Source organism: Streptomyces sp. 4N509B (assembly GCF_052245655.1).
In the GTDB taxonomy this organism is placed as follows: domain Bacteria; phylum Actinomycetota; class Actinomycetes; order Streptomycetales; family Streptomycetaceae; genus Streptomyces.
Genome location: NZ_JBQQBZ010000043.1, coordinates 1 through 14171, shown reverse-complemented (window position 1 = coordinate 14171; position 14171 = coordinate 1). Strand labels below are relative to the sequence as shown.

Sequence of the window (14171 nt, the reverse complement as noted above, 5' to 3'; positions counted from 1 at the left end):
GGAAAGGGGCGGGGCGCCCTCCCCGCGCCGCGCACGCGGGGCCCTCGGGGCACCCCGCCCCGGTCCGGGGGTGACGGCTCGGAGAGCGGCGTCACCGAAGCACGGCGTGGGAGCCCGCCGGCGTCGCCAGTTCGAAGCGCGCGACGGTGACGGAGCCACCGAGGGACTGGGTGGCGTGGTGGAAGATGCCGAACCGGTAGCCCATGAAGAACCGCCAGTCGGTGTGGAGCGAGAAGCTCGGGCCCAGCGAGGTGAAGGTGGTGCCGTCGGTGCTGTAGGAGAAGTGGGCGGTGCCGGGCCGGCCGGGGCGGATGTCGGCGGTGGCGCGCAGCCAGACCCGGGTGCCCGGGAGGGTGGCGGCGGCCCGCTCGGTGCCGGTGCCGGTCGTGTTCCAGTTGCCGTCCATGGTCAGGCCGTCGACCATCACCACCCGCGTGCCGCCGTTGTCGCGCTTGAGGCCGATCCAGGCGGAGATGTCGCGCAGGAGGGCGAGGCCGGCCCGGTCGCCGTTGGTCATGCCGGTGTGGTCGAGCTCGATGGTGGCGGTGGAGGTGGGGCCCTGGATGCGGTGGGTGAGGGTGTTGCGGGCGGCGTAGAGGTCGGGGGTGACGGTGGCGGTCCGCAGGGTGAGCCCGTTGTTGACGGTGTACCGGCTGGTGTCGGGGTTGTGGTTCCACTCCCAGGCGGGCTTGAGGCTGGTGCCCTCGAAGGTGTCGACGCCGGTGAGCGGCGCGACCGGGCGGGGGGTGGTGGGGTAGGGGTAGGAGGCGCCCCAGGCGCCGCCCACGAGTTCGAGCTCGGGCCAGCCGTCGGCGGTCCAGTGGATCGGCGCCAGGGCGGGGACGCGCCCGCCGGGGTAGGCGTCGACGAAGCCCATGTAATACCAGTCGCCGTCCGGGGTGTCGACCAGTCCGCCCTGGTGGGGCACGCCGCCCCCCGGGATGGGCCCGGGGAGGTCCAGGAGCAGTTCGCGCAGCTCGTAGGGGCCGAAGGGGGAGGAGGACTTGAGGATGTACTGGCCGTTGGCGGGGCGGGTCAGGAAGATGTAGTAGTTCCCGCCGATCCGGTAGAAGCGGGCGCCCTCCAGGGTTCCGATGCTGGAGGGGGTGGTGAAGACCTGCTGGTTGCGGACCTGGGTGGTGGCGTCGGGCGAGAGCTGGGCGACGCTGATGGTGGTGTTGCCGTAGGCCACGTACGGGGTGTCGTCCTCGTCGAAGAGCAGGCCCGCGTCGTAGTAGGTGCTGGGGATCGTGGCGTGACGGCGCCAGGGCCCCTCCGCCGCCGGGGCGGTGTAGAGGTAGGTCCGGCCGAAGTCGATCTGGCCCACCCAGTAGAACGTCGCGTTGCTCGGGCGGTAGCCGAGGGAGGACGCCCAGATGCCCCGGACGTAGCCACGGCCGCCGTTGAGGTCGTACTTGTCGCCGAAGTCAAGGACCGGCACGGAGTGGCCGGCGAACTCCCAGTTCACCAGGTCGTAGGAGCGCAGGACGGGCGCGCCGGGGGAGTAGTGCATGGTGGAGGCGGAGTAGTAGTAGGTGTCGCCCACGCGGATGATGTCGATGTCCGCGAAGTCCTGCCAGATGACCGGGTTGCTGAACCACTCCTGCTGGAGCGCGCGTGCCGCGCCGCCGGCGGGTGTGGACCGCGCGGCGTGCGCGGTGGGGGTGAGGGCGGCCGCGGCCAGTCCCGTCGCGGTCGTGAGGACGGCTCGGCGGCTCGGGGTGTGACGGGGAGCAGGCATGGGGGATCGGTTCCTCGTGGTCGTCGGGAGCGCACGGGGAACCCGGAGGTTCGGCCGGGTCCCGTGCGGGAGGGGAAGGGTCTCAGCAGGGGGAGTTGGTCTGCGTGGCCAGGCCCAGGCGCCAGGGGAGCTGGGAGTACTCGCCGCTGGCCGAGGGGTCCAGGCCCTGGTAGAGGAGGCGGAGGTCGCAGGGGTCGATGGTCATCGTCTGGTCGGCGCCGGTGCGGATCAGCTCGCCGTGGCTGATGTCCTGGGTCCAGGCGGTGCCGTTGAAGGAGACGTTGGTGTGCCGGGCGAAGGGGTTGCTCTGGGTGTCGGCGAGGGGACGCCACTGGCCGTTGAGCCCCTCGGCGGTGAAGGAGCGGTACCAGCGCCGGCCGTCGGAGCCGATGGCCTCCATGATCAGGAGGTAGGTGTCGGTGTCGCCGACGCGGTAGACGGCCTCGCCCTCGAAGAGGTTGTTGCGGGAGTCCTGGAGGACGATCCGGGTGTTGTCGAAGCCGTTCGGGAACTCCGCGACGGTGGTCTCGGCGCGGTAGAGGTGGCCGTTGTCGTCGGCGGAGAACAGGTAGCACATGGTGTCGTCGCAGATGACCCAGAAGTCGAGCCAGTGGCCGTTGCCGATGTTCTGCTCGACGATGTCGGGCATCTCGTTCTGGAAGTTCCGCGGCGAGGACCAGCTGCCCGGGTTGTTGGGGTCGCTGGTGGTCGAGTAGGACGGCAGCCCGGTCTGGTAGACGAGGTACCACTCGTCGCGCGGCTCGAAGTAGAAGGCGTGCGGGGCCGCGCGGTACCCGGGCCCGATGGCGGAGGCGCTCTCCAGGTGCGTGAGGGGTGCGGCGCCGGCCTCGGACCAGTCGGTGAAGCTGGTGTGGGCCAGGCTCCAGTCACCCGAGGTGTTGGCGGTGGTCATGAAGACGTGCCAGCGGCCGTTCTCGTCCTGCACCACTGACGGGTCCTTCACGGAGACGGAGTTGCTGCCGTCCTGCCGTGGGGCGATCAGCGGGCCGCCGGAGGACCAGGTGTAACTGCTGGGGAGCTGCTGCCTGGGGGCGGGTGCCTCGGGCGCGTCCGCGGCGGCCGGCTCGCCCGACGTGGGGGCGGCGAACAGGGCGGCTGCCAGGGTGAGCAGGGCCATCGCGGTCACGAGGAGTGGTCGTGAGCGCAGGCGACGTGCGGATGCGTGCATGCGAAACTCCGGACGAACTCGGCCGGGAGCCCGAGTCCACACACGAACACGCCTGTGAACACACCTGTGTTCCGGGGTTCCGGCGCGGTGACGCGTGTGGGGGCCTCACCGGAAGTGATTCGGATGGTGCGGGTGCTGTCCGCGTCGGTCCGTGGGCGATGGCACAGGCCGCTCGGGCCGGGCGACGTTCGATATCACGAACGTTGACCGGTTTTTCAGACACGAGGGATCCTAGGCTGCTCCGACGGGACGTCAATACCCCGCACGGGATTTTTCGGTTGTGCTGGCGAAACGAAGTGCCGCCGCGGCGACGTCCGCGCCGGTCGCCGGAGAAGGGGATTCCGGCGAGGGCTTCCGGTGCCCGAGGCCCACGGTCGTCCGCCGCCGGCGCGTCCGTGCGGCGGGTGTGCGGGCTTGGCCGGGGCGTCGGCGGGGTGAGGTCGGTGAGGCGGCAGGAGTGCGGGAGATCCTGGCCGGAGTGGGTTCTTTTGGCGGGCCCCTCGAACGTTTCGCCCCTCCGTCCGCCCGCCGGCGTGAAGGGCCCGTACCGCGACCCGCACTGACGGCTGCTCACGCATCGAAAGAGTCGGTCGGGCGCCGCCCGCGACGTCGGCCCCGGTGCCGGGAAGGCCCCCAGCCCGTCGGGTGGACAATGGGAGCGCCCTGGCCGACCGTCACCCGGGAGAGCGATGCCGCGCCCACAGGACGAGAACCCCGCCGGCGTGGCGGGGCTCGCCACGCGGCTGCGGCACGTCTACTGGATCGGCGGCGGGTCTGGCGCGGGCAAGTCGACGATCGCCCGCCGGCTCGCCGACCGCCACGGCTGGCGCCTGTACGGGACGGACGACGTGATGCGGGATCACGCCGGGCGGACCACCTCCGAGGAGGCCCCCTTCCTGCACCGGTTCATGGGCATGAGCATGGACGAGCGGTGGGTGAACCGTTCGCCCGAGGTCATGTTCGAGACCTTCCCCTGGTTCCGGGGCGAGGGCTTCGGCCTGATCGTCGAGGACCTCCTTCGCCTGCCGAGCGATCCGCCCGTCGTCGTCGAGGGGTTCCGGCTGCTCCCGCACCTCGTGGAGCCTCTGCTCGCCGCTCCCGAGCGCGCCGTCTGGCTCCTTCCCACGCCCGGTTTCCGCGAGGCCGCCCTCCGGAGTCGGTCGGCACCGGGGGACGGCTTCGTGAGGAGGACCAGCGACCCGGCGAGAGCCTCCCGTAACCTCGCCGAACGTGAGCGCATGTTCACGGAAAGCCTCGGTGCGTGCGCCGAACGTCTGCGACTGCGCACGGTTCGGGTCGACCTGACGATGACGGAGGACGACCTCGCCGAGCGGGTGGCGACGGCGTTCCGGCTCTGACGCCCCGGCCTCGGCCGGCGGGGTCGTGGCGGTGGCTGGTTCGAGGAACACGGAGCGCCGCGCGAGGCGTTCGCGGTCCCGCGCGTCGCGGCGGGCACGCGTGCGCCGTCCCCCAACGGGTAGACGGGGGCAGGACGCCGGCGGCGCGGGGCCTCGGGCCCACGTCGGGACGGTCGCGAGCTGTCATGGAGCAGGCGCGCTGAGTCGCCGCGTGCGGCGCGAACCGGCGAGGAGCGCGCGGCGGCCCCCCGGCGGGCACGCCGGGTCGGTGACCGCTGGGCCGTTTATGATGTTTTTGTCCGGTGTTCTAGTGATAGGAGAGTCGAGAGGCCCGCAGCGAGCCGTACGGATGGCTGCGGCGCGATGCCGTCGTCAAGGAGGTGAACCATGTCCGACGAGGCCATGGGGGACGAGGTGTACCAGCCCCAGGATTCCGACTACGGCAGAGGGGACGACCACACGGACGTCGACATGGACAACGCCCTGGACGAGAAGCGGTCCGACGAGATCCTCGACGAGGGATACTCTCCGCCCGAGAAGCCCCTGGCCGTCAACGACCCGGGGGTCACCGCGCGAGCGCAGCGCGAGGGGGAGACGCTGGACGAGCGGCTCCGCAGGGAGATGCCCGAGGTGAGGGAGCCCGACGGCGACGGCATCGGCGACCAGCCGGGCATGGAGGGCGAGCCGCGGGACGAGGAGTGGAGCGGCGAGCGCAGGGCCGGACGGATCGTCAAGGACGACTACGCCCTCTCCGACGACGTCGTCGCACGGGACGTCGGGATCAACGGCGGCGCGGCCTCCGGCGAGGAGGCGTCGATGCACATCATGCGGGAGACCGAGGAGGACGAGGAGCCCCCGCCCGACGCCACCCGCTGAGCGCGCCCACCGCCGGCGCGCCCGCCGAGCCCGCCCGCGACGCCCACCGTCGTCGCCCGGGACGGCGCGGCGGGGACCAGCCGCTCGGCACGGTCCCGGTCTCACCACGGCGACACGCCGGACCCCGGCGCGAGCCCGGCCAGCGGCGCGTCCCCCGGCGGCATGTCCGCGGCCAACAGCAGCGCCACGTCGACCACCGCCACCAACAGCACCGCGTGGAACGCCGCCCGCGACCCCGGCCGCCGCCCCCACGCCAGCCCCGCGCCGACGATCGCCGCGCTGAGCGGCACCACCCACACCCCCACACCCCGCACCTCGCCCGGCGGGCCGACCACCAGCAGCACCGAGGCGGCCAGCACCAACGCCGCCGCCGCCGCGCCACTGCGCGCCGCGCCCAGCCGGTGCGGCAGCCCACGGACACCGACCGCCGCGTCGGAGGAGAGGTCGGGCACCGCGTTCACGAAGTGCGCCGCACCCCCCAGCAGCGCCGCCGCCGCGACCAGCCACACCGGCGGCGGCGGCGCCCCCGGCAGGCCCAACGTGACGAACGCCGGCAGCAGCCCGAAGGACACCACGTAGGGCACCACCGAGGACGCGCGGGACTTGACCCCCAGGTCGTAGGCCCAGGCCGAGGCCAGGGCCAGCAGGTGCGCCCCGGTCGCGAGAGGGCCGGACGGCAGCGACAGCGCCACCGCGACGCCGCCGGCCACCGGCACGCCGACCCGCAGCAGGGACGGCGAGAGCCGCCCCGTCGCCACCGGCTTGCCCGAACGGCCCGCCTCGGCGTCGCGCGCCGCGTCCACCAGGTCGTTCAGCCACCCCACCGACAGCTGGCCGGCGAACACCGCCGCGGTCGCCACGGCCGCGGAGCCCGGCGCCTGACCGTAGGTCAGCGCGAGCCCTCCGGCGACCGCGGTCACCGCCAGCACGGCGTGCGGATGGGAAGCCCTCGTCAGGGCCGACACGGTCCGCAGGAGATGCCGCATGGACCCTGAGTGTGCCAGGCTTGGCCCGTGTTGCACACAATGTCGCCGAAATATCGGCCTGTGCCACCCAACGACCCGTCACTCTACGAGCGACTCGCCGACCAGTGGTGGGAGCCGCGCGGCCCCTTCGCGATGCTCCACTGGCTGGCCGCGGCGCGGGCCGCCCTCGTGCCGGCGGCGCCCCGGCCGGGCGCGGTCCTGGTGGACCTCGGGTGCGGAGCCGGCCTCGTCGCGCCCCACCTCGCCGGCAAGGGATACCGGCACGTCGGCGTCGACCGTTCCCTGAGCGCGCTGCGCCAGGCCCGCGAACACGGCGTCCACGGGGTCCAGGGCGACGTGCTCGCCGTTCCGCTCCCGGGCGGATGCGCCGACGTCGTGCTCGCCGGAGAGATCCTCGAACACGTCACCGACCTGCCGCGTGCCGTGCGGGAGGCGTGCCGGCTGCTGCGCACCGGCGGCCTGCTGGTGTTGGACACCCTGGCGGCGACGGCGCTCTGCCGGTGGCTGGCCATCACCGTCGCCGAGCGCCTGCCCCGGATCGCCCCCAGGGGCGTGCACGACCCCGCGCTGCTGGTCGACCGCGCCGTCCTGGTGGACACCTGCGCCCGCCACGGCGTCCGTCTGGCGCTGCGGGGCATCCGGCCCTCCCTCACCGACCTCGCCCGGTGGCTCGTGGGACGCCGCACGTGGGTCCGGATGGTTCCGGTGGGCACGACGGCGGTGCTCTTCCAGGGCCTTGGCCGCAAGGAGGTCTGACATGTCGTCCGTCACCAGCCACCTCACCGACCCCTCGGCCGACCCCCCGGCCGACCGCCCGGCCGACCCGGCCGCGGCGACGGAGCGCGCCCGCCGGCTCGCGCCCGTGCTGGCCTCGCGGGCCGGGGCTCATGACGCGTCCGGCGCCTTCCCCACGGCCGACGTCGAGGACCTGCGCGAGCACGGGCTGCTGGGCCTGATGGTGCCCACCCGGCTCGGCGGCTGCGGAGCCACCTTCGCCGACTACGCCGCCGTCGCCACCGAACTCGCCAGCGGCGCCGGCGCCACGGCGCTGATCTTCAACATGCACGCCGCGGTGACCGGAGCCCTGGCCCACACCCCCGAGGAGCTGGTGCGGCAGCTCGGCGCGCCCGAGAGCTTCCTCGCCGCCCGCGACCGGGTGCTCGCACGCGCCGCCTCGGGCGCGCTCTACGCGGTCGCGATGAGCGAACGGGGCGCGGGCTCCCGGCTCTCCCGGATCGCCACCACCTACCGCAGGACCGCCGACGGCTTCCGCGTCACCGGGGCGAAGACCTTCGTCTCGGGCGCGGGACACGCGGACGCCTACCTCGTCGCCGCCCGTGACGCCGCCAGCGACGAGCCCAGGGTGTCCTACTTCCTGGTGCCCGCGGGCAGCGGCGTGCGCGTGGAGCCCACCTGGGACGCGCTGGGCATGCGCGCCACCGGCAGCCACGACGTCCACCTCGACGTCGAGGTGGACGAGGACGCGCTCCTCGGCGGAATCGAGGGGCTGGCCGTGGTGCTGGCGGAGGTGATGCCGCAGTGGCTGGTCGCCTCCTACGCCGCTGTCTACGTCGGGGTCGCGCGCGCGGCCGTCGAGGCCGGAGCCCTTCACCTGCGCGAACGTGGCCTGCACACGCTGCCCGCCGTGCGGTCCCGGATGGGCCGGGCGGAGGCGGCCGTCACCGCCGCCGGGCTGGTCGTCACCGAGGCCGCCCGGCGCGTCACCGAGCAGGCCGGCACCCCCGAGACCAACCGCTGGATCTGGCGCGCCAAGCTGCTGGCGGGCGACACCGCGGCCGAGGTCGCCGCGAGCGTGCTGGAGGCGGCCGGCGCCTCCGCCACCCGGCGCGGACACCCACTGGAGCGGATCTACCGCGACGCCCGCTGCGGGGCCCTCCAGCCCGCCACCTCCGACGTCTGCGCGGACTGGCTCGGCGTCGCCGCCCTCGGCGGAGACCCCGACCACGACGGCCAGGTGCCCCGGTGGTGACCGCCGCGCCCACGGTGGGCGCCGCGATCGCCGGACTGGGGTCGGCGCTGCCCGCCGCGGTCGGGCAGCGGGAGCTGTGGGACGGATACTTCAGCAAACACTTCGCCACCAGCCGGATCGCACGCCGCGTCTTCCTCGAGTCAGGGGTGCGCAGCCGGCACGCCGTCGTCAACCCCGTCCACACCGACCCCTCCGGCTGGTCGACCGCCACCCGGATGCGACGCTACGCCGCCGCCTCCCAGCCGCTGGGGCACCAGGCGGTGTCGGCCGCCCTCGCCGACGCCGGCGTCAGCCCCGACGACGTCGGGCTGCTCGTCGTCGCCTCCTGCACCGGATACGCCTCCCCCGGACTCGACCTCCAGCTCGTCGCGACCCTGGGCCTGCGCCCCGACGTCCAGCGGCTGCTGGTGGGTCAGATGGGCTGCTACGCGGCCCTGCCCGGGCTCGGGAGCGCGGCGGACTACGTGGTGGCCCGCCGCCGGGTCGCCGTGCTGCTCTGCCTCGAACTCACCTCGCTCCACGTCCAGCCCCCCACCGACGATCCGGAACAGGTCGTCTCCCACGCCCTGTTCAGCGACGCGGCGGCGGCCGTCGTCGTCCGGCCCCAGGCGCGGCCCCAGCCCCAGGCCCAGGGACAGGAACAGGGCGCGGGCGTGAACCGGCCGGCGCTGGAGGTCGTGGACGTCACGGCGCTCACCGCTCCGGCCACCAGCGACCACATGACGTGGGACATCACCGACCTCGGCTTCCGCATGGGGCTCTCCCCCCGCGTGCCGGACGTGCTGGCGCGGCACGTGCGCCCCGTGGTGGAGGACCTGCTCGCGCGGCACGGCCTCACGCTGCCGGACGTGCGCGGCTGGGCCGTCCACCCCGGCGGCCCGCGCATCCTGGACACCGTCCAGGAGTGTCTGGCCCTGCCGCCGCACGCGCTGGCGGCCTCGCGCACCGTGCTGTCCCTCCACGGGAACTGCTCGTCGGCGACCGTGCTGTTGGTGCTCCGCCGGCTCCTGGCCGACGGCGCGCTGCGGGAGGGCGGCCCGGTGGTCGCCATGGCCTTCGGCCCCGGCCTGACCCTCTACGCGGCGTTGCTCTCGGCGCGCGCCGCCGGCCCACCCGTGGCCGGGCGGTGACCGGAGGCGCGCGCCGTCTGCCGTTCCCCCTGGGTCAGATGCCGCAGTTGGGGGCGTTCCAGTGGCGGGAGGAGCGGGTGGAGACGTGGACGTGGTCGTTGTGGTCGGGGTAGCCGGGGCCGAGGATCGAGGCGAACCCGTGGTACCGGGCGCGTTTCGCGAGGGTGCAGAACGAGTGGCTGCCGACGAGGTCGACGCCGTCGCCGTAGAGGTGACGGCTGGTGGAGGCGCCGCCGGCCGCGTTGTTGCACGCGTAGGAGCGGAAGCCGCTGCTGATGTTGATCGGACGGTCACCGAGGGCGTGCCGGAGCGCCTCCAGCTTCCACATGCTGACCAGGGCGTTCGCCCGGGCCGTGGAGGCGCTGACGGCGCCGCCCGACCAGGTGGAGTTGCAGCGGTTGAGCTCGGGGTAGGTGAAGTGGATGGGGGTGCAGTCGTTGTCCTGGAGGGCGTAGATCTTGTTGAACGTCTGGGGCCCGGCGACGCCGTCGGCGGACAGGCCGTAGGCGCGCTGGAAGCGGGTGACGGCCGCCGCGGTGGCCGGCCCGTACACCCCGTCCAGCGCCAGCACGTTGCCGTAGCCCGGGTAGCCGGACACCCTGATCTGGAGCTGGCGGACGTCCGATCCCGACATGCCCTGCTTCAGGGTGCGGCCCCAGCTGTAGCAGCCGTCGGCCTGGGCGGTGCCGGCGGTGACGACGGTACCCACGACCGCGAATGACGCAATCATGACAATCGAGAGCGCGAGGCGTAGTGCGCGCGCGAACATGCGGCCTCCATGGGGGAGTTGGTGGTCACGAACGAGGGTGACGGACGGAGTCAACGCGCGTCAACTGCTGCTGACGGATTTGTCAACGCGCGTCAAGCTGCGCGTTCGCGGCGGCCGTCGGCGGCCCGAACGGCAGGCCCGTCGCCCGTTGTTCCCGCACGGGACACCGGCACGAGGTCCGGGGTTAGCGCTCGTCCATACGCTGCGCAGTCATGCACCACAGACCTGGCTTCTCCCGACTGCCCGACATCGACCGCCGCCGCGTGCTGAGCCTCGCCGGTGGCAGTGCCGCGGCGCTGGCGTTCAGCCTCGCGATGCCCACCCCCGCCCGCGCCGACAGCCCGAGCGGGATGCCCTATCCGTTCACCAACGGGATCGCCTCCGGCGATCCCACCGAGACCGCGGTCGTGATCTGGACCCGCGTGGCCCCCGATCCCCTCGCGCCGCACGGCGGCCTCCGCCCCGACGCCCGGGTGCGGGTGGAGTGGCAGGTCTGCGAGGACCCCTCGTTCGCCCGGGTCGTCCGCTCGGGCACCGCCGTGACCAGCCCGGACACCTCGCACACGGTGCACGTCGACGTCCGGGGCCTGAAGCCCGGTCACCACTACTTCTACCGCTTCCGCGCCGGCGGCCACATCAGCGAGACCGGCCGCACCTGGACCGCCCCGCCCACCCGCTCGACGCGCCCGTTGAGGTTCGCCGTCGCCTCGTGCCAGAACTGGCGCGCGGGCTACTTCCAGGTCATGCGCGACGCCGTCGACGCGGGCGCCGACCTGATGGTCTTCGTCGGTGACTACCTCTACGAGTACCCGGTGCAGCAACTGGCCGTCGGCCGGGCGATCGATCCGAACCTGCCCGCCGAGGTCGTGCCGACCACCGTGACGCTGGAGCAGTACCGGCTGCGCCACGCCCTCTACAGGACCGATCCCGACCTGCTCCACGCCCACCAGGCGATCCCGTGGATCCTCAGCTGGGACGACCACGAGGTCAGCAACGACTACGAGTCCTGGGCGACGCCCGACCCGGACCGCCGCGCCGCGGCCTACCGCGCCTACTGGGAGTTCATGCCCATCCGCTGGCCCAGGGTTCCCCGCGGCGCGGACGCCCGCCTGTACCGGCGCTTCCGGTTCGGCCGCCTGGCCCAGCTGGACGTGCTCGACACCCGCCAGTACCGCGATCCGATGGCCGGCGGCACCCTGGCCGACGACGGGCCGCGTCGCGACCCCGACCTGGTCATGCTGGGCCGGGAGCAGGAGGAGTGGTTCGCGGCCGGTCTCGGCGCCGGCCCGGCCCGGTGGAACCTCGTCGCGCAGCAGATCCTGATGACCCGGATGAACACCGCCGCCGACCCCGAGGCGCCCGCGACGTTCTCCGCCGGCACCTGGGACGGCTACCAGGCCTCCCAGCAGCGCTTCCTCGACACGGTCGCCGGCGCGCGGCGGCGCGGGGCCGTGCGCAACCTCGTGGTCTTCTCCGGGGACGTGCACTGCAGCTACATCTCCGACCTGCCGGCCAACACCCTCGACCCCACGGCCGGCGTCGTCGGGGCGGAGTTCACCAGCACCTCGGTCACCTCCGCGCAGGACTTCAACCCCGTGGCCAACGAGGCCCGGCAGGTGCGCCGGCGGGTCAACCCGACGCTCAAGTGGGCCGACCTGCACTGCGGTTACGTCCTCGCCGACCTCGCGGCCGACCGTCTGGCGGTCGACGTCCGCGTGGTCGACAAGGTGAGCCGGAGGGACGACCCGGTCTTCACCGGCGCCCGCTTCGTGGTCGAGGACCGGGTACCCGGTGTGACGGTGGCCTGACCGGTCGCGACCGGTCGCCCGCCGTTCCGACGCCACCACGAGCGGCCCCCGCCCGCCCCGCGCCCCCGCACCCCGGGCCGTGAACCGGCCACCGGGGTGCCGTGGCGCCGGCGGGCGCGGTGGCGCGTGACGCCGGCTCGCCCGTCACCGGGGGGTGAGCCTGATCACCGGGTACTGCCGGCTGGACTTGTTCTGGTACTTCGCGATGCGGGGCTGGGCGGCGGCGATGCGCTGCCACGCCTCCTCCCGCTCGGCGCCGCTCAGCCGGTGGGGCGTCACCGGCAGGGCGGCGCGCCCCGGGAGTTCGATCGACGCCTGGTCGGGGTGCCCCATCAGGTTGGCGTGCCAGTCCGGGTGCTGGCTCCCGCCGCCCGACGCGATGACCAGCCAGGAGTCCTCGCCGTCGTCGAACCACGCCACCGGGGTCTCCCTGCGCTCCCCGCTCCGGCGGCCCACCGTGGTGAGCACCAGCAGGTTCATGCCCATGAACGTGCCGCGCCCCCGTCGGATCCTGCGGATCGCGCGGGCGTTCGCCCGGTGCTGCATCCACCGGGAGAACGCTCCGGGTGTGCCGGGCCTGCGCCCGTCCGCCTTCCGCTGCTGTGTCACTGCCTGCCTCCGGTCGGTCCGTGTGGTGTCCATGCCCCGTCACCGTAGGTGCGGCTCGGTCCGGGGGCTTCTCGATTCCTGACCGATCGGACCCCCTCACCAGACTCCACGATGGGAGCGGGCGCGCATCTCCTGAACGACGTCCGCGGCGCGACTGTGCGCTCCGTCACGTCGCGCAGGGTGATGAACCGATGATCGTCTCGCTCCGTGCCCCCGGTGACGTCGTGGCCACAGCGCCGCGTCCGCACCAGTGTTGAGGGAGCACCATGACCGTCCGGTTCCACCGCCGCATCACGATGGCGTTCGCCCTGGCCGTCGCCGGCATCGTCGCCGCGCTCGCCGTGCCAGCCGGCGCGGCCACCGCGAGCGCCACCGAACCGCCCGCCACCCGGATCGTGGGCGGCACGCCCACCACCACCGCCGAGTACCCCTTCATGATGCAGGTCGGCTTCGGCATCGTGCCGCGGTGCGGCGGCACCCTGGTGGCCCCCACGAAGGTCCTCACCGCCGCCCACTGCGTGGAGACCCTGACCCCCGACCAGCTGGCCCGGCTGGTCGTCGTCGGTGGGCGCGACGAGTACCAGAGCGAGAACGGCACGGAGCGCCCGGTCAGCGAGGCCTGGGTGCACCCCGACCGGGACCGGGTGACGAGGGTGGCCGACGTGGCCGTCCTCACCCTCGCCGAGCCGATGCCGTTCGCGACCCTGCCGATCGCCGCCGCCACCGACACCCACCTCTACGAGCCGGGCACCATGTCCCGCATCCTCGGCTGGGGCCTGACCGAGGAGAACGGGGACATTCCCGACCAGCTGATGACCGCCCAGGTTCCCGTCATCTCGGACGCCGACTGCGAGGCGGCCTACGCGACCCACACCACCACCTACGACGCCCCCTCGATGGTGTGCGCCGCCTACCCCGAGGGCGGGGTGGACGCCTGCAACCGTGACAGCGGCGGGCCGCTCGTGATCGACGGCGTCGTGGCCGGCGTCGTCTCCTGGGGCCGGGGCTGCGCCCGCGCCGACTCGCCCGGCGTCTACGCCCGGATGACGACGTTCTCGGCCGACGTCATGGAGCAGATCACCTCCTGAGATCCGCCGGCCCGCCGGAACGCCGGCCCGCCGGAACGCCGCCGGGGCCCCGTCACCGGGGTCCCGGCGGCGCGCCGCGTCCGGGGTGCGCCGTCCGGCCGGTCGCCGCACACTGGGAGACAAGGGCACACGTCGGAACGAGACCCCCCGGGCGCACGGCCCGACGGGAGGGGTGAGGACGGTGACCGAGCTGGACGAGGTCGCCGACCGGCTGTACGCGAAGCGGCCCGAGGAGTTCACCGCCGCGCGGAAGGACGCCGTGGCCGAGGCCCGCCGGGCCGGTGACCGCCCCCTCGCCCAGGCCGTCGGCCGGCTGCGCCGCCCCACCCGGGCCGCCTGGGCGTGCAACCTGCTGGCACACCGGGAACCCGAGGCGAGCGAACAGCTCCTGCGGCTCGGCGAGGCGCTGCGTCAGGCCCACCACGACCTCGACCGGGACCAGCTGCGCACCCTCACCGGCCAACAGCGGCAGGTGGTCGGCGCCCTGGCCCGGCGGGCCGTGCGGCTGACGGAGGAGGCGGGGCAGCGGATCGGCCCCGACGCGCAGCGGGAGGTCGAGCAGGCCCTTCACGCCGTCCTCGCCGACCCGGAGGCGGCCGAGCGCTGGGCGGCCGGGCACCTGACCCG

The 14171-nt window shown here is 73.9% G+C and carries 12 protein-coding genes and 1 pseudogene; 8 read left to right on the top strand and 5 right to left on the bottom strand.

Going from position 1 to position 14171, the window contains the following annotated elements; all coding sequences use genetic code 11:
* Positions 1 to 91: 91 nt before the first annotated feature.
* A complete protein-coding gene (locus ACTWP5_RS27870; RefSeq protein ID WP_443223913.1) occupies positions 92 to 1741 on the bottom strand; it encodes a glycoside hydrolase family 43 protein in 1650 nt (549 codons plus the stop codon).
* A gap of 82 nt (positions 1742 to 1823) precedes the next feature.
* Positions 1824 to 2930: a non-reducing end alpha-L-arabinofuranosidase family hydrolase gene (locus ACTWP5_RS27865; RefSeq protein WP_443223912.1), complete on the bottom strand. Its 1107-nt coding sequence runs from the start codon at positions 2928 to 2930 to the stop codon at positions 1824 to 1826.
* Between the two features lie 689 nt (positions 2931 to 3619).
* Between ACTWP5_RS27865 and ACTWP5_RS27860 the strand changes: the two genes are divergently transcribed.
* Positions 3620 to 4288, top strand: a complete 669-nt coding sequence (locus tag ACTWP5_RS27860) for a hypothetical protein (protein WP_443223911.1) — start codon at positions 3620 to 3622, stop codon at positions 4286 to 4288.
* A gap of 387 nt (positions 4289 to 4675) precedes the next feature.
* Entirely contained in the window at positions 4676 to 5164 is a 489-nt protein-coding gene (locus tag ACTWP5_RS27855) for a DUF5709 domain-containing protein (protein ID WP_443223910.1), read from the top strand.
* 101 nt (positions 5165 to 5265) lie between these two features.
* Here ACTWP5_RS27855 and ACTWP5_RS27850 read toward each other — a convergent pair whose 3' ends face one another.
* On the bottom strand, positions 5266 to 6150 hold the full coding sequence (locus ACTWP5_RS27850) for a UbiA family prenyltransferase (RefSeq protein WP_443223909.1): 885 nt from the start codon (positions 6148 to 6150) through the stop codon (positions 5266 to 5268).
* A gap of 60 nt (positions 6151 to 6210) precedes the next feature.
* Here ACTWP5_RS27850 and ACTWP5_RS27845 point away from each other — a divergent pair, with 60 nt between their 5' ends.
* From ACTWP5_RS27845 to ACTWP5_RS27835, 3 genes are read left to right on the top strand one after another with little or no spacing between them, the layout of a single operon-like run.
* A complete protein-coding gene (locus ACTWP5_RS27845) occupies positions 6211 to 6906 on the top strand; it encodes a class I SAM-dependent methyltransferase (protein ID WP_443223908.1) in 696 nt (231 codons plus the stop codon).
* A 1-nt stretch (position 6907) separates the two neighbouring features.
* Positions 6908 to 8140 (top strand): acyl-CoA dehydrogenase family protein, encoded by a 1233-nt coding sequence (locus ACTWP5_RS27840; RefSeq protein ID WP_443223907.1) that lies wholly within the window; start codon positions 6908 to 6910, stop codon positions 8138 to 8140.
* On the top strand, positions 8137 to 9270 hold the full coding sequence (locus ACTWP5_RS27835; RefSeq protein WP_443223906.1) for a type III polyketide synthase: 1134 nt from the start codon (positions 8137 to 8139) through the stop codon (positions 9268 to 9270). The genes ACTWP5_RS27840 and ACTWP5_RS27835 overlap by 4 nt, the downstream gene beginning before the upstream one ends.
* A gap of 34 nt (positions 9271 to 9304) precedes the next feature.
* On the opposite strand, the gene ACTWP5_RS27830 is transcribed toward ACTWP5_RS27835, so the two are convergent.
* Positions 9305 to 10039, bottom strand: a complete 735-nt coding sequence (locus ACTWP5_RS27830; protein ID WP_443223905.1) for a D-Ala-D-Ala carboxypeptidase family metallohydrolase — start codon at positions 10037 to 10039, stop codon at positions 9305 to 9307.
* Positions 10040 to 10251: 212 nt separating this feature from the next.
* On the opposite strand from ACTWP5_RS27830, the gene ACTWP5_RS27825 reads away from it, so the two are divergent.
* A complete protein-coding gene (locus tag ACTWP5_RS27825) occupies positions 10252 to 11847 on the top strand; it encodes an alkaline phosphatase D family protein (protein ID WP_443223904.1) in 1596 nt (531 codons plus the stop codon).
* 144 nt (positions 11848 to 11991) lie between these two features.
* Here the strand turns inward: ACTWP5_RS27825 and ACTWP5_RS27820 are convergent, their stop codons facing one another.
* Positions 11992 to 12489 carry a nitroreductase family deazaflavin-dependent oxidoreductase gene (locus tag ACTWP5_RS27820; RefSeq protein ID WP_443223903.1) on the bottom strand — a complete coding sequence of 166 codons (498 nt, stop codon included), beginning with the start codon at positions 12487 to 12489 and terminating at the stop codon, positions 11992 to 11994.
* A gap of 233 nt (positions 12490 to 12722) precedes the next feature.
* On the opposite strand from ACTWP5_RS27820, the gene ACTWP5_RS27815 reads away from it, so the two are divergent.
* A complete protein-coding gene (locus ACTWP5_RS27815) occupies positions 12723 to 13544 on the top strand; it encodes a S1 family peptidase (protein ID WP_443223902.1) in 822 nt (273 codons plus the stop codon).
* A 181-nt stretch (positions 13545 to 13725) separates the two neighbouring features.
* Positions 13726 to 14171, top strand: a pseudogene (locus ACTWP5_RS27810) (hypothetical protein); the annotation flags it as partial.

What these genes read in the sequence shown, in the direction of transcription:
- ACTWP5_RS27850 (WP_443223909.1), bottom strand. Translation starts at nt 6,150, where the DNA reads ATGCGGCATCTCCTGCGGACCGTGTCGGCCCTGACGAGGGCTTCCCAT.
- ACTWP5_RS27830 (WP_443223905.1), bottom strand. Translation starts at nt 10,039, where the DNA reads ATGTTCGCGCGCGCACTACGCCTCGCGCTCTCGATTGTCATGATTGCG.
- ACTWP5_RS27870 (WP_443223913.1), bottom strand. Translation starts at nt 1,741, where the DNA reads ATGCCTGCTCCCCGTCACACCCCGAGCCGCCGAGCCGTCCTCACGACC.
- ACTWP5_RS27815 (WP_443223902.1), top strand. Translation starts at nt 12,723, where the DNA reads ATGACCGTCCGGTTCCACCGCCGCATCACGATGGCGTTCGCCCTGGCC.
- ACTWP5_RS27860 (WP_443223911.1), top strand. Translation starts at nt 3,620, where the DNA reads ATGCCGCGCCCACAGGACGAGAACCCCGCCGGCGTGGCGGGGCTCGCC.
- ACTWP5_RS27855 (WP_443223910.1), top strand. Translation starts at nt 4,676, where the DNA reads ATGTCCGACGAGGCCATGGGGGACGAGGTGTACCAGCCCCAGGATTCC.
- ACTWP5_RS27865 (WP_443223912.1), bottom strand. Translation starts at nt 2,930, where the DNA reads ATGCACGCATCCGCACGTCGCCTGCGCTCACGACCACTCCTCGTGACC.
- ACTWP5_RS27820 (WP_443223903.1), bottom strand. Translation starts at nt 12,489, where the DNA reads ATGGACACCACACGGACCGACCGGAGGCAGGCAGTGACACAGCAGCGG.
- ACTWP5_RS27840 (WP_443223907.1), top strand. Translation starts at nt 6,908, where the DNA reads ATGTCGTCCGTCACCAGCCACCTCACCGACCCCTCGGCCGACCCCCCG.
- ACTWP5_RS27825 (WP_443223904.1), top strand. Translation starts at nt 10,252, where the DNA reads ATGCACCACAGACCTGGCTTCTCCCGACTGCCCGACATCGACCGCCGC.